The sequence below is a fragment of the Bradyrhizobium sp. UFLA01-814 genome, from assembly GCF_046718885.1.
Lineage (GTDB): Bacteria > Pseudomonadota > Alphaproteobacteria > Rhizobiales > Xanthobacteraceae > Bradyrhizobium > Bradyrhizobium elkanii.
Genome location: NZ_JAQOSR010000185.1, coordinates 1 through 15896, shown reverse-complemented (window position 1 = coordinate 15896; position 15896 = coordinate 1). Strand labels below are relative to the sequence as shown.

Genomic DNA, 15896 nt, shown 5'->3' with positions numbered 1-15896 from the left:
AGGCCGGATCGCTCGCATCCTTCAGGAACGCGGCGGTGATGACGCCGGTCGCATTCTCCGTGCCGGCCGGCTTGAGCACCGTCTCGATCGATGACGCCATCTGGTTCACGACAAACACCGGCCGCCAGCCGTGGTCGGCCGCGGCCCGGATCACCTTGGCGGCATTTTCCGGCACTCCGGCAAACACGAAGACCTCGGCGCCCGATTGCTTCAGGATCGAGACGTGGCCGTCCAGATGCTGATCGTCGACATCATAGGCGATGTCGACCCTGATGTTGTGGGCGACGTCACCCAGCCCTTGCACCAGTCCCTTGAACAATTCGCGCCCGAACTGGTCATTCTCCCAAAGCGCCACGATCTTCTTTCCAGGATAGAACGCCTGGATATAGTTGGCGTAGATGCGCCCTTCCTCGCGATACGAAGGCTGCCAGCCCATGGTCCACGGATAGAGCGACGGCTCGCTGAGATCGTGATCGCCGGAAGCAACGAAAAGCTGGGGGATCTTCCGTTCGTTGAGATATTTCCGCACCGCCAGATTCCCCGGCGTGCCGAACGAACCGAACATCAACAGCACATTGTCGGTTTCGACCAGAATGCGCGTGAGATCCATGGCGTTGGCGGGATCCGACAGATCGTCATAGGACATGAAGCGGATCTTGCGGCCATTGATGCCGCCGCGTTCGTTGATCATCTCGAAATAGGCGGCTTCCGCCTTGCCGATCTGGCCGAAAATCTCCAGCGCGCCGCTATACGGCATGACATTGCCGATGCGGATTTCGGTGTCGGTAACGCCCTGGTCGCGCACCTGCTGCGTGATGGCGCCGAGAGACGCCAGCGCGACGACGCCGGCCAGGATTGCTCGGATCAGGATAGCCATGGGAAGAGCTCGCACGACGGCAGCCGCCGCTGCCTGGTTTCAGTCCGGCCCGCGCTCATTCATTGATCCAGATCATAGCACTCGAGGGGGCCGCTGGCATCCTCTCTGTCAGCCTTCCGATGGGCGACGACGCGCCGCTACTGGTTCCGGATCATCATGCTGCAGAGGATCACGGAGGCCGTTACGATACCGATCGTGATCGCGGCGATTGCGCCTTAGGCGAGCGTTCGAAGATCATCGCGCTTGTTCTGCCCTCTCGTGGCAGCATCAGGCCGGGCGTGAACACATGTCGACTTCGGGCCAGGATCCGACGTTCGCGGGAAATGCGCAAATCTCCTTTTTGCCTTTACCATCGCTTCAAGCCCGGCTTGCTAGGCTCATACACGCCTTCCCATGCAACCAGCGGGCCGCACGCATGAACAATAATTCGAGTTCGCCTGCCTTCGACGACCGTCAGCTTTGCCTCTGGCTCGCGACTCTTTCGCCCGCCGATCTGTCCGTAAATGAAGGCGCGGCGGCACGCCCCGGTAGCGCGATGGTCACGTCGGTAGGGAGCCACAACGATGTGTTGTGGTCGCAGATGGAACGCACAAACTGGACGCAACGGATCGCGGTCGACGACTTGCCCATGGCGCACCTGGCAAGCAGTTACACCTTCACTGAAACGGGCGCGCGCGCCGTAAAGACGGCACTTACTGAGCTTGTCACCCGAAAGGTGCAGCTTATGAGAAACGTCAAGGGCTTCGACGCTAGTGCGCCCGAACGCGTGAGGCAGCTGTGCGGCGTCTTCAGTTGGCTGGGCCTGAGAGCAATTTCCCAACTAACGCTTGCGCAGGAAGCGAAGCCCACGACCAGTGAAGCCCAGGCTCGGCAGCGTGACTGCATCCTGGCACTGGAAGAGATCCGCAAGGGTGTTTCAATGGCTGGACTGTACATAGCCGAGGCCATTTCGCGTGGTCCCGACAGCGAGGTTGGGCAGGACTGCCTCGAGCGGACCACCAAAGGTCTGCGCTATGCGGAACAATGTCTGATGGAATGGACGGCCGAGATGTACGCTGAGCGCCCCGGCAAGCCCTCACTGCTGTCCTGAGCCGATCAGCCCGCCAGCCACCAGGTCTGGATCGTCGCCGCGAAATTGTTCAGCCCGTGCAGCAGGATGGTTAGCCAGGTCGAGCCGGTGCGGAAGCGCAGATAGCCGAACAGGAGGCCGATTGTCAGCACCTGGCAGAGGAAGAACCAGTCGTACTGCAGGTGCATCACCGTCCAGACGATCGACGACAGCAGGATCGCGCCATAGGGTCCGAGCGCGGATTCCGACCAGCCGCGGTAGAGCCAGCCGCGTGCGAACAGTTCTTCCCAAAGCGGCGCGGCCACGGCGAACGCGATCACCAGGAGCCACAGCGCGCTGTGCTCCTGCGCCGATTTGAGCACGTCGCCCATGAAGCCCGGCGCCACCTCGCGGCCGGCCGCCCGGGACACCATGTCCCAAGCCCCCACCAGCACGACGAGCGCGACAACGCCGATGATCACGTTCTTCCACGACGTCCCGCGCAGCCCGAGGTAATCGGCGAACGGGATCCGGGTGCGGCGGATCGCGAACCACAGCACCAGCAGCACCATCGGCAGGCCGGCGAGGACCGAGAGCGAGATCGTCAGGCCGTCGGCGACCACATGGGTAATGCCGGCCGTCGACACCTCCCCGCCCTGCGCGACGATGCGCCAGACGATGACCGTGACCTGGCCGACGAACATCGCGGCGAAGATCAACAGGCCCCACAGCGCGGTGCCCCAGAATTTCCAGACCCGCGGGGGGAGCGGCGGCGGTTCGATCGCGGCAGTCGCGTCTTGCGGCGTGAGAGAATCCATCAGCGAACCTCGGCTCTATCAATTCGTCATGGCCGGGCTTGTCCCGGCCATCCACGTCTTTCCTTGCCCTGTCGAAGCAAAGACGTGGATGCCCGGCACAAGGCCGGGCATGACGGTGGTCAATGTGGTCATGGCAGCGCCCGCGCCAGCAGCGCGCGCTGATCGGCATCGGATAAGTCCACTGCGCCGTACATGCCGGCGTGGCGTTCGGCAAGCCGTGTCGCCGCGAACAGCTCGGCGTTTTTCGGCGAGACCTGGTTGAGCGCCGCGGTTGCCGCCAGGAGCGCCAGCTGCTCGACCGCAAGCCGCGCGACGCGCTCGCTGTCCGGCCGGCGGAACGACTGCCCGATCGAGGCAACAGCCTCGGCAGCGCCCGGCAGGCCCCTGGTCTCGTCGGCGAGCGCGCGCAGCACCGCGAGCGCGGCATCGGCCTCGCGGCCGAGCGCGCGCAGCACGTCGAGGCACATCACGTTGCCGGAACCCTCCCAGATCGCGTTGACCGGCGACTCCCGGTAATGGCGCGCCAAAATGCCTTCCTCGACATAGCCATTGCCGCCGAGGCACTCCATCGCCTCATAGAGGAAGCCGGGCGCGCTCTTGCAGGTCCAGTATTTGATCGCCGGCGTCAGCAGCCGCATATAGGCGGCCTCGCCGGCATCGGCCGGCGCGCGATCGAAAGCACGGCAGAGCCGCATCACCAGTGCGATGGACGCCTCGACATGCAGCGCCATGTCCGAGAACACCGCCTGCATCAGCGGCTGGTCGGCGAGATGCTTCTGGAACACGCTGCGGTGCCGCGCGTGATTGAGCGCATGCGCCAGTCCCGAGCGCATCAGCCCGGCGGAGGCGATCGCGCAATCCTGCCGCGTCAGCTGCACCATCTGGATGATGGTGCGGATACCCTTGCCCTCCTCGCCGATCAGCTCGGCATAAGCGCCGTGGAATTCGACCTCCGACGAGGCATTGGAGCGGTTGCCGAGCTTGTCCTTCAGGCGCTGGAAGTGGATCGCGTTGACCATGCCGTCGGGCGCAAAGCGCGGCATGAAGAAACAGCTCAGCCCATCCATGGTCTGCGCCAGCACCAGGAAGGCGTCGCACATCGGCGCCGACATGAACCATTTGTGCCCGGTGACACGCCAGGCCTCGCCGTCGCGCTCGGCGCGCGTCATGTTGGCGCGCACATCCGTGCCGCCCTGCTTTTCCGTCATGCCCATGCCGAGGGTCATGCCGCGCTTGGTCCACCACGGCGCAAAGGTGGGGTCGTAGGCGCGCGTTCCGATGACCGGCATCGTCTTCGCCAAAATATCCGGCTGCGAGGCCAGCGCCGCCACCGAGGCGCGCGTCATCGTGATCGGGCAGAGATGGCCGGTCTCGACCTGCGCGGCGATGTAGAACCTTGCCGCGCGCACCACCTCGGCCGCCCCGCCGGCCGGCTTACCGTCCGCGGCCCAGGTCGAGTTGTGCACGCCGGCATGCGCGGAGTGCGCCATCAGCTCGTGATAGGCCGGATGAAACTCGACCTCGTCGCGGCGATTGCCCCTGGCATCGAACAAGCGCAGTTTCGGCGTGTTCTCGTTGGCAACGCGGCCGCGCTCCGCCATGGCAGCGGATCCCCAATGCTTGCCGAAATCGGACAGCTCAGTCGTTGCCGCCGCCCCGCCATTGGCGGCAACCGCCGCGGCGAGTGGCGCATCCACCGTGAACAGGTCGACATTTTCGAACGGCGGCGACTGGTTGAAGACGTCGTGGGTGGCAAACGGAGCCTGCGTCATGGTCTCCTCGGGAACTGGTCTATACGCATGCGGCCCGGACAACCGGCCTTCTCCGGCCGGGATCACGGGCCAGCCGCGGCGCAATGGAATCGGAGGATCATAAGCCTGCGAACCGGCGCGGGGCAGCGAAAAGTACACGTCTGCCAGATGCTTCCATGCTTTAGATACTTGCGCGCTTGGGCGCATGGCGGCCGAGCCAGCGGTCGACCCAGTCATTGACGCGGGTCCGGTTCGCCTCCTTCCTGGAAGCCTGGACAGGAAAAATGTCGCCGCTGCTCAATTGCCGGTTATCGGGATAGGCCGCCAACTGCAGGTTGGACTCGTGCGCGGCGCCGTCCACCGGCGAGATGTAGGCAAACCGGATCTCGATCTTGTGCTTGATGTCGGCGCCCTGCCATTTCGGATGATGGCGTGCCAGCAGCTCGGTAAGCTCGCACGGCAACAGATCGGAGGTCGAGCTTCGCGACCCCTCGGTCTTCTCCATGTAGCATTGCTCCCTGACGCTGCTGACGCGCGCGTCGATCGGCCGGAAGTTCACCCGCTTGTCGAACTCGCTATAGACATAGAAGCTCGCGACGGCGATAGCGATCATACCGTAGAGGCCAAGGCGCATGGCTGTGCTTCCGTCCTGTCGAACCGCGGCGGTCAGATCGAACGCGTCTTGTCCGCCTTGGTCTTGGAGGCAAGGACCGGAAACACGTCCCCGGCGCGCAGCGGCTTGCCATTGGGGAAGTAGGACATCTGCAGGCTCGACTGGTGCGAGGCCCCGTCGACCGGCGAGACATAGACGACCTTCACCTCGATCTTGTGCTTCACGTCATAGCCCTGCCACTTCGGATGCTCCTTGCGCAGCAGCTCGGCGATTTCGCAGCGGGTCAGGTCGGAGGTCGACGTCGTCTTGGTGATGACGCCGCGCTCGACCTTTTCCAGATAGCATTGCTCGCTGACGCCGCTGATGCGGGCATCGACGCGCTGATAATTCGCGCTCTTGTCGTGTCGATCGTAGATCAAGACGCCGGCGACGCCGACGACAACAATTGCAATGGCTGCGAACCGCATGCTGCATGCTCCCGTGTTGCCCGCACTTCATACGGCTACAATTAAGGAGTGTTGAAATCGCGCTCGGCTACTTTTGCGATGGCAAGCATCGTCTTGCGAAAATGCTTCGGATTTGAGGAAAATCCTGCGCTAGCGCTCCGGCTCTGATTGAATCGGAATCGAAGCTCCCGTCTCTTGTTCTGACGCGTTTTCTTCACGCGAACCGGTGTCCACTTCGCTCGAAAACGCTCTACCGCGCCCGGACGATCGGGAAGTCGTAGGCCGGCCCGCCTGCCCCCGGCAGCGAAAAGTGCCACCATTCCTTGGCATAGTTCGCGAACCCCTGCCGGGCCATCGCCGCGACCAGCATGGCGCGCCAGCGTCTCTGCGCCGGCGTGACCGAGCTGGCCGCGGTGTGGGCCTTCACGTCGGAACAGTCGTAGCCGGTGCCCATGTCGACGCTCCCCTCGGGCGCGCGCGCGGCGGCCGGCGCGGTGCAGTCGGCATAATCCCTGGCCGGATCGAACTTGCGCGAATTGTCGGCGCCAAGATCGACCAGCGTGAGATCGACCGCGGCCCCTGTCGAATGCCCCGAATGGGTGGCGATGTAGCCGAGGCGGAACAGGTCCGCCTTCGAGAAGGCCGGGTTGTAGCGCCGCTCGGCGACCGTCTCCGTGCCGTTCTTCGCCCACGCCACCATGTCGGCGACGGCACGGGCCGGCCGGTAGCAATCAAAGATCTTCAGCGACAGTCTTTGCCGGGCCAGTTCCCGTTGCACGGCCTTGAGCCTGAGCCCCACCTCGCGCTTCACCACGCATTCCGCCGCGCCATAGCCCGCGATCGGCCGGCCCATGAAATTGTTCGCGCTGGCGTAGCGGATGTCCTGGACGATGGTCGGGTCGATGTCGCGGAGGAACGCGAAGTCGCCGGGCAAGTTCTGGGCGAAGGCAGGCGAGACCGCCCCCGGGATCAACGCGATGGCCATCCATGCGATCACGACAATTTTCACGAGGTCTCGCTCCGGCGTCACGGCGGGGTATAGCCCGTCAGGAGGACGGCGTCGCTGCCGCTCCGCCTATGCCCGGCCATCCACGTCTTGTTCCGGAAAACCCCGCAAAAGCAAGGCGCGGATGTCCCGCGGCGAGCCCCGTCAGGACTGCCGAGAAGGCGGCGACATCTTACTCGGGGAAAACTCCCGCGAGCCCTCTTCGCGCTTGCCCCACCGGCCATCCGCGCCTATAGCTCTCGCTTTAATGACCCCATCATTGAAATCGACTTTTGTCCTCGGTCACCGGCATCTGCTGGGCATCGAGGGCCTTTCCGCTGACGACATCACTGGCCTGCTCGACCTCTCCGAGGAGTATGTCGAGCTCAACCGCCAGGTCGACAAGAAGCGCGCCAGCCTGCGCGGCCGCACCCAGGTCAATCTGTTCTTCGAGGCCTCGACCCGGACCCAGTCCTCGTTCGAGATCGCCGGAAAACGCCTGGGCGCCGACGTCATGAACATGTCGGTGTCATCGATGTCGACCCGTAAGGGCGAGACCCTGATGGACACCGCGGTGACGTTGAACGCGATGCATCCGGACATCCTGGTGGTACGCCACCACGCCTCCGGCGCGGTCGAGCTTCTGGCGCGCAAGGTTGACGGTTCCGTGATCAATGCCGGCGACGGCAGCCACGAGCACCCGACCCAGGCGCTGCTCGACGCGCTGACGATCCGCCGCAACAAGGGCCGGCTCGAGGGGCTGACGATCGCGATCTGCGGCGACGTGCTGCATTCGCGCGTGGCGCGCTCCAACATCTTCCTGCTCAACACCATGGGCGCGCGCGTCCGCGTGGTGGCCCCCTCCACCCTGCTGCCGCCCGGCATCGAGCGGATGGGCGTCGAGGTCGCGCGCGACATGCGCGAGGGGCTGAACGGCGCCGACATCGTGATGATGCTGCGGCTGCAGCGCGAGCGCATGAACGGCTCCTTCGTGCCGTCGTCGGGCGAGTATTTCCACTATTTCGGCCTCGACCAGAAGAAGCTCGGCTACGCCAAGCCGGACGCGCTGGTCATGCATCCCGGCCCGATGAACCGCGGTGTCGAGATCGACACCTTCGTCGCCGACGGCGCGCAGTCGCTGATCCGTGAACAAGTTGAAATGGGTGTGGCAGTGCGCATGGCGGTGCTCGAAGCGCTCGCCCGCAACCTGCCGAACGCGTGATGCCATGCTGACCGACCGCCGCCCCATCCTGCTCGCCAACGCCCGCGTCATCGACCCGTCCCGCGACTTCGACGGTCCGGGCGACGTCCTGATCGCCGACGGCGTGATCCGTGACGCCAAGCGCGGCATCGGCGCCGCCGGCGTCCCCGAAGGCACCGACATCGTCAATTGCGCCGGCAAGATCGTGGCCCCCGGCCTGATCGACATGCGCGCCTTTGTCGGCGAGCCCGGCGCCAGCCATCGCGAGACTTTCGCCTCCGCCAGCCAGGCCGCCGCGGCCGGCGGCATCACCACCATCATCTGCCAGCCCGACACCTCTCCGGTGATCGACAATTCGGCGACCGTGGATTTCGTGCTGCGCCGCGCCCGCGACACCGCGATCGTCAACATCCATCCGATGGCGGCGCTGACCAAGGGCATGCAGGGCCAGGAGATGACCGAGATCGGCCTGCTCAAGGCCGCCGGCGCCGTCGCCTTCACCGACGGCGACCGCAGCGTCACCAACGCCCAGGTAATGCGGCGCGCGCTGACCTATGCCCGCGATTTCGACGCGCTGATCGTGCATCACACCGAGGACCCGCATCTGGTGGGCGAAGGCGTGATGAACGAAGGCGAATTCGCCACAAGGCTCGGCCTCGCCGGCATTCCGACCGCGGCCGAGTCGATCATGCTCGAGCGCGACATGCGGCTCGCGGGGCTCACCGGCGGCCGCTATCACGCGGCCTCGCTGACCTCGACCGAATCGCTGGAAATCCTCAAGCGCGCCCGCGACGCCGGCTACAATGTCTCGGCCTCGGTCTCGATCAACCACGTGACGCTGAACGAGAACGACATCGGCCCCTACCGCACCTTCCTCAAGCTGGCGCCGCCGCTGCGCACCGAGGAGGATCGCAAGGCGCTGGTCGCCGCGCTCGCCTCCGGCCTGATCGACGTCGTGATGAGCGACCACAATCCGCAGGACGTCGAGGTCAAGCGGCTGCCGTTCGCGGAAGCGGCGAGCGGCGCGGTCGGCCTGCAGACCATGCTGCCGGCGGCGCTGCGGCTGATCCACAATGGCGAGATGGAATTCAAGACGCTGATCCGGGCGATGTCGACGCGGCCGGCGGAGCTGCTCGGCCTGCCCGGCGGTACGCTGCGCGCAGGCGCGCCGGCCGACGTCATCGTGATCGACGCCGACACGCCCTGGGTGCTCGACCGCGACGATCTCAAATCACTGTGCAAGAACACGCCGTTTGACGACGCCCGCTTCTCGGGCCGCGTGACGCGGACGATCGTCGGCGGACGGACCGTGTACGAGCACGTCTGAAACTGGGGTGGAACTCAGCGCGACGCGAGTTGCGACATCGCTTCCATCGTTGTGCCAACGACGATGGCCGCGACGTAAACGACAAAGAAAAACTGCTCCAGCCGCCTGCGAACAGAAGCCATGATAAGCTCCCTCATTACCAAGGCCATGGTGCGCATTTATGGTTAATATTTCATTGACGGCACGACCCCATTCGGGCGGGACCGACCGAAGGAACCACCGCGATGTTTGCTGATGGCTTGCTGCCGGTCGCCTTCCTGATCGGCTACCTGCTGGGCTCGATCCCGTTCGGCATGGTGCTGACCAGGATGGCCGGCACGCAGGATCTGCGCACGGTCGGCTCGGGCAATATCGGCGCCACCAACGTGTTGCGCACCGGCCGAAAGGGCCTCGCCGCGGCGACGCTGCTCGGCGACATGCTAAAGGGCACCGTTGCCGTCATCATCGCCGGCACCATCGACGGCCCGAACGCGGCGATGCTGGCGGCGCTGGGGGCGTTCCTCGGCCACCTCTTCCCGGTCTGGCTCAAGTTTCGCGGCGGCAAGGGTGTCGCGACCTATCTCGGCGTGCTGCTCGGCCTGTTCTGGCCGGCGGCGCTGATCTTTGCCGTGATCTGGCTCGGCACCGCCTACACCACCCGCTACTCGTCGCTGTCGGCGCTGATCGCGGCGTTCGTGACGCCGCTGTTCCTGTGGTGGTTCGGCCACAACGCACTCGCCTCGCTGTTCGCCGTGCTGACGCTGCTGTTGTTCTACATGCACCGCGAGAACATCCAGCGCCTGCAGGCCGGCACCGAAGGCAAGATCGGCGAGAAGAGGTGACGCAAGTCATTCCGGGGCGCGACGAAGTCGCGAACCCGGAATCTCGAGATTCCGGGTTCGATGCTGCGCATCACCCCGGAATGACGGAAGGCTAGGACTTCAGCGCGCTCTCGACAAAGCTCGCCGCCGCCAGTGCCCTAGCGTCGTTCCCAAAGCCCGCGATCACGGTGACACCGACCGGCAATCCGCCCTCGGCGGTCAGCGTCGGCACGTTGACGCAGGGCACGCCCATCAAGGTCCAGAGCCGGTTGTAACGGGGATCGCCGGTCGACGCCAAACCCTCGGGTGCCGCGCCCGGCGCCGACAGCGTCACGAGCACGTCGACCTCGGTGAGAACAGCAGCCAGCGCCTGCCGTGCGCGCAGCGTGACGTCCATCGCCGCGTCGTATTCGGCCGGCGTGCCGCCCTTGCTCTCGTCGAGCCGGCCGCGCAGCAGCGGCGGCATCGCATCGTAGTTTTGGCCGTATTCCCAGGCAAACGACTGATGCGCCTCGAACTCCTGCACCACCGGATGGATCCGCCAGGCTTCCGCGATGATCTCGGGCAGCGCGAGTTCGCGCACGGTCGCACCTGCCTGCTCCGCCGCACGCGCCGCCTTCTGCAACGCCTCCGCGCTGGAAGGTTCAGGCGAACCGGCGAAGGCCTGCGTCACCACGCCGATGCGCGGCGCGGAAACCTTCGACGGCACCACCAGCTCAGGCCGCTTCGTCATCGCAGCGAGCCCCAGCGCGACATCGCGCACGCCGGCGCCGAACAGTCCCACCGTATCGAGCGTCCAGGAGAAGCATTTCACGCCGACGGTCGGCAGCAGCCGGTAGCTCGGCTTGATCGCGGCGACGCCGCAGAACGAGGCCGGCCGGATCACCGAGCCGCCGGTCTGCGTGCCGAGCGCGAGCGGGATCATCCCGGCCGCGACCGCCGCGGCCGAGCCCGACGACGAGCCGCCCGGCGTGTGCGCGTGATTGTGCGGATTGAGCGTTGCGGTCGGATCGTTCGCCGCGAACGCCGTCGTCGTGGTCTTGCCGATGATGGTCGCCCCGGCCTGCTTCAGCGCCATCACGACCGGCGCGTCGGCGCGCGGCTGATGCCCGCGATAGATCGCGGCGCCCATCTCGGTCGGGAGGTCGGCGGTATCGATAATGTCCTTGATGCCGACCGCAATCCCGCGCAGCGGCCCGGTCTGTTGCGCACGCGCCGTCTCGTCGAGGCGGACGAAGGCGCCGATGGTCTTGTCCTGCGCCGCGATGGCGTCCCGCGTCTGCGTGATGGCGGCATCGGTGGACAATTCGCCGGAGGCGATGCGGCGTTGGAGATCGGCAAGCGAAATCATCGGCGGACGTCCTGCTTCTTGATGGTTTTTGGCGGCTTCTTGCCAAGCGCTTTTAGCGCGTCGCGCGCGGCTGCGCCAATGTCGCAGTTGATCACAATCTCAGGTTGGGCGAAGCTGCGCCCCGCATGCATGACCGCTCGCCCAGCCCCGCAAAACTCACCGACACCGAACGGCTCAACCGCCTGCGGCTGATCCGCTCCGACAATGTCGGCCCGCGCACCTTTGCATCGCTGCTCCGCCATTTTGGCGACGCGGCGCACGCGCTGGAACGCCTGCCTGACCTCGCGCGCCGCGGCGGCGCCTCCGGCCCCGGACGGATCTGCAGCGAGGCCGACGCCGCCGCAGAGCTCGCAGCCTGCCGCAAATTTGGCATCGATCTCGTCGCACCGGAGGAAGCCCATTATCCGGCGCGGCTTGCCACCATCGACGACGCGCCGCCGCTGCTTGGTGTGCGCGGCGCGCGCGACACCCTGATGCGGCCGATGATCGCGATCGTCGGCTCTCGCAATGCCTCCGGCGCCGGGCTGAAATTTGCAGGCCAGCTTGCGCGCGATCTCGGCGATGCCGGCTTTGTCGTGATCTCGGGCCTCGCCCGCGGCATCGATCAGGCGGCGCACCGCGCCACCGTTGCGAGCGGCACGGTCGCCGTGCTGGCCGGCGGCCACGACAGGATCTACCCGCCAGAGCACGAGGATCTGCTGGCCGCCCTGCTCGAGCACGGCGCGGCGATCTCGGAGATGCCGCTCGGCCACGTGCCGCGGGCGCGCGACTTCCCCCGCCGCAACCGGCTGATCTCCGGCGCATCGCTCGGCGTCGTGATCGTCGAAGCCGCGCATCGCTCGGGCTCGCTGATCACGGCGCGGATGGCAGCCGAACAGGGCCGCGAGGTGTTCGCGGTGCCGGGCTCGCCGATCGATCCGCGCGCCGCCGGCGCCAACGATTTGATCAAGCAAGGCGCCACCTTGGTCACCGAAGCCGCCGACGTCATCAGCGCGGTCACGCCGATCATGGAGCGGCCAGTGATGCTTGGCGCGCGCGAGGACGACGAGCCGCTGGACTTTGCCACTGATAGCGGCGATCGCGCCCGCATCATCGATCTGCTCGGGCCGAGCCCGATCAGCATCGACGATCTGATCCGGATGGCCGACGTGTCGCCGGCTATTGTCCGCGCCGTGCTGCTCGAGCTCGAGCTCGCCGGCAAGCTCGAACGCCACGGCGGCGGGCTGGTGTCGATGATTTGACGAGCTGAATATCTCGCTCGCGCAAACGCCTGTCCGTCATCCTGAGGAGCGCGCAGCGCGTCTCGAAGGATCGACGGCCCGACTGGTGGCCGTGCATCCTTCGAGACGCCTGCTACGCAGGCTCCTCAGGATGACGGGTCTACTTGTCCGAACGCGAAGGCTCCGAACTCAGCCTTCGCCGTTCCGCGCATCGAAATCGTTTCGCGCGCCCTCGATCTCCGGCAGATGCGCGAACGCCCATTCGCCGAGCGCCATCACAGGCACGGCCAGCCCACGCCCGAGGTCGGTCAGTTCGTAGTCGACCCGCGGCGGAATGGTCGGAAACACCGTGCGCGTCACCAGGCCATCGCGCTCCAGCCCGCGCAGCGTCAAGGTCAGCATGCGCTGCGAGATGCCGTTGATCATCCGCTTCAGCTCGTTGAAGCGGCGCGGTCCATCGCGCAGCAGCATGATGACCAGCACGCTCCATTTGTCGCCGACCCGCGACAGCACGGAGGCCACGCCGCGGCAGTCCTGATGCGTCCCGGGACCACGCGGCAGGCCGGTTTCGGCGGTTACATCGATGTGCTCGGGTTCCATTGGTGTGCTCGGGTTTCAAAAATGTGCGTTCTTGCGGAGATTTAAGACGGTCACTCATATAGCGCCAGTTACAAACCTATACCAAAGGTGACCTCAGCCATGAAACTTCTGCACATCGACTCCTCGGTCCTCGGCCCCCACTCCGTCAGCCGCCAGGTCTCCGCCGCCGCCGTCGAGCGGCTGCGCCAGGCCAATCCGGGCCTCGTCGTCAGCTACCGCGATCTCAGCCAGACCCCGCTCGCCCACCTCTCCGGCCTGCACCTCGCCGCCAGTCAGGGCGCGGCGCCGGATCCGTCGGTACGCGACGACATCGCGGCCGGCCAGGCCGTGCTGGACGAGTTCCTTGCCGCCGACATCGTCGTGATCGGCGCCCCCATGTACAATTTCACGATTCCGAGCCAGCTCAAGGCCTGGATCGACCGCATCCTGGTCGCGGGCAAGACCTTCAAGTACGGCGCCGGCGGCGTCGAGGGACTGGCCGGCAACAAGCGCGTCATCATCGCGATCTCGCGCGGCGGCTATTACGGCGCCGACACGCCGATGGCCGCTCTCGAGCACCTCGAGACCTATCTGCGCGGCGTGTTCGGCTTCATCGGCGTCAGGAATGTTGAGTTCATCCCCGCCGACGGCATCCAGGTCGGCCCCGAGCATCGCGAAAAGGCGGTTGCGGGCGCGCTGCAGGCCGCCGGCAGCCTGAACGCCGCCTGATGTGATTCAAAGCGCCTGCCGTCGCCCGGCGGCGGCAGGCCGTTCAGGTGGAGAAACTCAGAACCAGACGCCCTGAATGCCGAGGATGACGGCGACCAGCGAAATCAACAGGCCGATGCCGGAAAACAGTGCGACCGTCACGAACTGAGACGTGTCCGAACTTTCCGATGCGGACGAAACCGGGATCGACGTCGAAATGCGGGCTGCTTTCGGCATGGCGGCACTCCAAATGATTCCGTGGTGAAAAATTCCCCGCCCAATCAGGAGTCCGGGGAGTACGTCAAAGGTTCAATACACGCGATGATAGTCGCGCACGAAATCGGCCGGTGTGAAGCGCTTCACACCGGCCGTTCGTTACAATGAGAAACAAACCAGAGCGTTTTCGAGCGAAGTGGATACCGGTTCGCGTGAAGAAAACGCGTCAGAATAAAACCAGAGCCCTGTTCCGATTTAATCGGAACGGAAAGGCTCTATCCGCGATAGATCGGCGCACCCGCCGGTGATGCCGTTGCACCGCCATCGATGAACAGCTCCTGCCCCTGCACATGCGCCGCGTCGTCGGACGCCAGGAACAGCACGGTCTTCGAGATGTGATCGGGTTCGCCGATCCGGCCGAGCGGCGTGGTCTTGCCGATCCGCTGCTCGAATGCCTTCTCGGCCTCGGGCGTCGCGATCGCCGCGCCCCAGATCGGGGTGCGCACCGCGCCCGGCGCCACCACATTGACGCGGATGTTGCGCGGCGAGAATTCTGACGCCATCACCCGCGCCATCGCGCGCACGCCGGCCTTGCTCGCGGCATAGGCCGAATAGCCGGGATTGCCGAGCACGGAAATCACCGAGCCGTTGAGAATGATCGATGCGCCGTCGTTGAGATAAGGCGCGACCGCCTGCACCGTGAAGAATACACCCGTGAGATTGGTGCGGATGACATTCTCGAAGGCGGCCAGCGTGGTACCGCCGACCGGCGTCTGGCCGGGAATGCCGGCATTGGCGAACAGCACGTCATACTTGCCGAACTTCTCGGCGCCCTGCTTCACCGCGGCTTCCAGCGCCGCGACGTCGGTGGCATCGGCGGCCACCGCGAACGCGTTCGGCCCGAGCTCCTTGGCTGCCGCCGCAAGCGTCTCCTTGTTGCGCCCGGTGATGACGACCTTGGCGCCCTCGGCCACGAACAGCTTTGCTGTCGCGAGCCCGATGCCGCTGTTGCCGCCGGTGATCAACGCCGTCTTGTTCGCCAGTCTCATGTCCGCCTCCAGTTGATTGCATTATTAAACTTCGTTGCCTAGCTAGGGCATACGGTTTAATATTGCAACCACACAAGCTCGTGATGGCCCAAATTCCTGGAGACAGTCGGTGAAACGAACCAGCCTTGCAGGCGACAGCTGTCCCGTCGCACGCGCGCTCGACGTGTTCGGCGACTGGTGGTCGCTCCTGATCATCCGCGACGCCAGCCTCGGCCGGCGCCGCTTCGGCGAATTCCAGGCAAGCCTCGGGCTTGCCAAGAACATCCTTGCCACACGGCTGCGCACGCTGGTCGAGCGCGGCATCCTGAAGACGGTCCCCGCCTCCGACGGCAGCGCCTATCAGGAATATGTCCTGACGCCGAAGGGCCACGGCATCTTTCCGATCCTGGTCGCGCTGCGGCAATGGACCGAGGAATTCGACGAGCATCCGGACGAGATCGCGACCATCCTGGTCGACCGCGACAAGGGCAAGCCGGTGAAGAAGCTCGCGCTCTATTCGCAGGATGGACGCGTGCTGGGTGCCGCGGATACGACGCTGAAGCCGCGGCCTGCAGCAAAGCGCGCACGCCGCCTCGCGACTGCGTAGGATGGATGTTGCCGGTACGACACGACGGACAACTCAGCAAAACCTGTCAATCACCCCCGCAAAAATATTTCGCTTTATCCGAAGAACAACTCAGTGTATAGATGCACCCGTCTCACCCGATCGAGGGGCGCTGCGCATCGTCACGGGTGTTGCGGTGAGATGCGGTGGACGCCAGGCGTGTGACTGACGAGAGCACGCAAGGCGGACGGTGAAATCGTGCAGGCCTGACGCCCTAGCGGCAGGCGTCTCTTCGCAGGACGTGAATGCGTCGTTGCGAAGACGGTGACAAAAAAGCCCAGTCTCGCCGGGGAGAGCACGTAT

18 protein-coding genes are annotated in these 15896 nt (G+C 65.4%); 7 read left to right on the top strand and 11 right to left on the bottom strand.

Annotated features, from left to right (window positions below; all coding sequences use genetic code 11):
- The coding region (locus PMN64_RS36390; RefSeq protein WP_411784222.1) for an ABC transporter substrate-binding protein at window positions 1-877 on the bottom strand (877 nt) is incomplete at its 3' end.
- A gap of 415 nt (window positions 878-1292) precedes the next feature.
- On the opposite strand from PMN64_RS36390, the gene PMN64_RS36385 reads away from it, so the two are divergent.
- Complete coding sequence (locus PMN64_RS36385) at window positions 1293-1967, top strand: hypothetical protein (RefSeq protein ID WP_411784221.1); 675 nt, start codon at window positions 1293-1295, stop codon at window positions 1965-1967.
- A gap of 5 nt (window positions 1968-1972) precedes the next feature.
- Here PMN64_RS36385 and PMN64_RS36380 read toward each other — a convergent pair whose 3' ends face one another.
- The 5 genes from PMN64_RS36380 to PMN64_RS36360 all read right to left on the bottom strand — a co-directional run bounded on the left by PMN64_RS36380 (window position 1973) and on the right by PMN64_RS36360 (window position 6538).
- Window positions 1973-2743, bottom strand: a complete 771-nt coding sequence (locus PMN64_RS36380) for a CPBP family intramembrane glutamic endopeptidase (protein WP_018271970.1) — start codon at window positions 2741-2743, stop codon at window positions 1973-1975.
- 128 nt (window positions 2744-2871) lie between these two features.
- On the bottom strand, window positions 2872-4515 hold the full coding sequence (locus tag PMN64_RS36375; protein WP_411784220.1) for an acyl-CoA dehydrogenase family protein: 1644 nt from the start codon (window positions 4513-4515) through the stop codon (window positions 2872-2874).
- A gap of 160 nt (window positions 4516-4675) precedes the next feature.
- The gene (locus tag PMN64_RS36370; protein ID WP_411784219.1) at window positions 4676-5128 is read right to left on the bottom strand and encodes a hypothetical protein; all 453 of its coding nucleotides are present in this window, start codon (window positions 5126-5128) and stop codon (window positions 4676-4678) included.
- A gap of 32 nt (window positions 5129-5160) precedes the next feature.
- Complete coding sequence (locus tag PMN64_RS36365) at window positions 5161-5574, bottom strand: hypothetical protein (protein WP_028341012.1); 414 nt, start codon at window positions 5572-5574, stop codon at window positions 5161-5163.
- A 229-nt stretch (window positions 5575-5803) separates the two neighbouring features.
- Entirely contained in the window at window positions 5804-6538 is a 735-nt protein-coding gene (locus tag PMN64_RS36360; protein WP_411784223.1) for a M15 family metallopeptidase, read from the bottom strand.
- Window positions 6539-6806: 268 nt separating this feature from the next.
- On the opposite strand from PMN64_RS36360, the gene PMN64_RS36355 reads away from it, so the two are divergent.
- The 3 genes from PMN64_RS36355 to plsY all read left to right on the top strand — a co-directional run bounded on the left by PMN64_RS36355 (window position 6807) and on the right by plsY (window position 9887).
- The gene (locus PMN64_RS36355; RefSeq protein WP_026192854.1) at window positions 6807-7760 is read left to right on the top strand and encodes an aspartate carbamoyltransferase catalytic subunit; all 954 of its coding nucleotides are present in this window, start codon (window positions 6807-6809) and stop codon (window positions 7758-7760) included.
- Window positions 7761-7764: 4 nt separating this feature from the next.
- A complete protein-coding gene (locus PMN64_RS36350; protein ID WP_038385336.1) occupies window positions 7765-9066 on the top strand; it encodes a dihydroorotase in 1302 nt (433 codons plus the stop codon).
- 224 nt (window positions 9067-9290) lie between these two features.
- Window positions 9291-9887, top strand: coding sequence for a glycerol-3-phosphate 1-O-acyltransferase PlsY (plsY, locus tag PMN64_RS36345; protein ID WP_411784218.1), 597 nt, complete (start codon window positions 9291-9293; stop codon window positions 9885-9887).
- Window positions 9888-9978: 91 nt separating this feature from the next.
- Here plsY and PMN64_RS36340 read toward each other — a convergent pair whose 3' ends face one another.
- Both PMN64_RS36340 and PMN64_RS36335 read right to left on the bottom strand, forming a co-directional pair.
- Window positions 9979-11217: an amidase gene (locus PMN64_RS36340; protein ID WP_411784217.1), complete on the bottom strand. Its 1239-nt coding sequence runs from the start codon at window positions 11215-11217 to the stop codon at window positions 9979-9981.
- A complete protein-coding gene (locus PMN64_RS36335; protein ID WP_411784216.1) occupies window positions 11214-11348 on the bottom strand; it encodes a hypothetical protein in 135 nt (44 codons plus the stop codon). The genes PMN64_RS36340 and PMN64_RS36335 overlap by 4 nt, the downstream gene beginning before the upstream one ends.
- Between PMN64_RS36335 and dprA the strand changes: the two genes are divergently transcribed.
- The gene (dprA, locus tag PMN64_RS36330; RefSeq protein ID WP_411784215.1) at window positions 11343-12458 is read left to right on the top strand and encodes a DNA-processing protein DprA; all 1116 of its coding nucleotides are present in this window, start codon (window positions 11343-11345) and stop codon (window positions 12456-12458) included. The two genes, PMN64_RS36335 and dprA, sit on opposite strands and share 6 nt — an antisense overlap.
- Before the next feature lie 168 nt (window positions 12459-12626).
- On the opposite strand, the gene PMN64_RS36325 is transcribed toward dprA, so the two are convergent.
- Window positions 12627-13037: a winged helix-turn-helix transcriptional regulator gene (locus tag PMN64_RS36325; RefSeq protein WP_038380388.1), complete on the bottom strand. Its 411-nt coding sequence runs from the start codon at window positions 13035-13037 to the stop codon at window positions 12627-12629.
- Window positions 13038-13136: 99 nt separating this feature from the next.
- On the opposite strand from PMN64_RS36325, the gene PMN64_RS36320 reads away from it, so the two are divergent.
- Complete coding sequence (locus tag PMN64_RS36320) at window positions 13137-13745, top strand: FMN-dependent NADH-azoreductase (RefSeq protein ID WP_028341019.1); 609 nt, start codon at window positions 13137-13139, stop codon at window positions 13743-13745.
- A 57-nt stretch (window positions 13746-13802) separates the two neighbouring features.
- Here PMN64_RS36320 and PMN64_RS36315 read toward each other — a convergent pair whose 3' ends face one another.
- Window positions 13803-13961 carry a hypothetical protein gene (locus PMN64_RS36315; RefSeq protein WP_196238162.1) on the bottom strand — a complete coding sequence of 53 codons (159 nt, stop codon included), beginning with the start codon at window positions 13959-13961 and terminating at the stop codon, window positions 13803-13805.
- Window positions 13962-14215: 254 nt separating this feature from the next.
- A complete protein-coding gene (locus PMN64_RS36310; RefSeq protein ID WP_038385329.1) occupies window positions 14216-14989 on the bottom strand; it encodes an SDR family NAD(P)-dependent oxidoreductase in 774 nt (257 codons plus the stop codon).
- Between the two features lie 109 nt (window positions 14990-15098).
- Here PMN64_RS36310 and PMN64_RS36305 point away from each other — a divergent pair, with 109 nt between their 5' ends.
- Window positions 15099-15575, top strand: coding sequence for a winged helix-turn-helix transcriptional regulator (locus PMN64_RS36305; protein WP_411784214.1), 477 nt, complete (start codon window positions 15099-15101; stop codon window positions 15573-15575).
- The last annotated feature ends 321 nt before the right edge of the window (window positions 15576-15896 follow it).

What these genes read in the sequence shown, in the direction of transcription:
- PMN64_RS36385 (WP_411784221.1), top strand. Translation starts at nt 1,293, where the DNA reads ATGAACAATAATTCGAGTTCGCCTGCCTTCGACGACCGTCAGCTTTGC.
- PMN64_RS36380 (WP_018271970.1), bottom strand. Translation starts at nt 2,743, where the DNA reads ATGGATTCTCTCACGCCGCAAGACGCGACTGCCGCGATCGAACCGCCG.
- PMN64_RS36375 (WP_411784220.1), bottom strand. Translation starts at nt 4,515, where the DNA reads ATGACGCAGGCTCCGTTTGCCACCCACGACGTCTTCAACCAGTCGCCG.
- PMN64_RS36370 (WP_411784219.1), bottom strand. Translation starts at nt 5,128, where the DNA reads ATGCGCCTTGGCCTCTACGGTATGATCGCTATCGCCGTCGCGAGCTTC.
- PMN64_RS36365 (WP_028341012.1), bottom strand. Translation starts at nt 5,574, where the DNA reads ATGCGGTTCGCAGCCATTGCAATTGTTGTCGTCGGCGTCGCCGGCGTC.
- PMN64_RS36360 (WP_411784223.1), bottom strand. Translation starts at nt 6,538, where the DNA reads ATGGCCATCGCGTTGATCCCGGGGGCGGTCTCGCCTGCCTTCGCCCAG.
- PMN64_RS36355 (WP_026192854.1), top strand. Translation starts at nt 6,807, where the DNA reads ATGACCCCATCATTGAAATCGACTTTTGTCCTCGGTCACCGGCATCTG.
- PMN64_RS36350 (WP_038385336.1), top strand. Translation starts at nt 7,765, where the DNA reads ATGCTGACCGACCGCCGCCCCATCCTGCTCGCCAACGCCCGCGTCATC.
- plsY (WP_411784218.1), top strand. Translation starts at nt 9,291, where the DNA reads ATGTTTGCTGATGGCTTGCTGCCGGTCGCCTTCCTGATCGGCTACCTG.
- PMN64_RS36340 (WP_411784217.1), bottom strand. Translation starts at nt 11,217, where the DNA reads ATGATTTCGCTTGCCGATCTCCAACGCCGCATCGCCTCCGGCGAATTG.
- dprA (WP_411784215.1), top strand. Translation starts at nt 11,343, where the DNA reads ATGCATGACCGCTCGCCCAGCCCCGCAAAACTCACCGACACCGAACGG.
- PMN64_RS36335 (WP_411784216.1), bottom strand. Translation starts at nt 11,348, where the DNA reads ATGCATGCGGGGCGCAGCTTCGCCCAACCTGAGATTGTGATCAACTGC.
- PMN64_RS36325 (WP_038380388.1), bottom strand. Translation starts at nt 13,037, where the DNA reads ATGGAACCCGAGCACATCGATGTAACCGCCGAAACCGGCCTGCCGCGT.
- PMN64_RS36320 (WP_028341019.1), top strand. Translation starts at nt 13,137, where the DNA reads ATGAAACTTCTGCACATCGACTCCTCGGTCCTCGGCCCCCACTCCGTC.
- PMN64_RS36315 (WP_196238162.1), bottom strand. Translation starts at nt 13,961, where the DNA reads ATGCCGAAAGCAGCCCGCATTTCGACGTCGATCCCGGTTTCGTCCGCA.
- PMN64_RS36310 (WP_038385329.1), bottom strand. Translation starts at nt 14,989, where the DNA reads ATGAGACTGGCGAACAAGACGGCGTTGATCACCGGCGGCAACAGCGGC.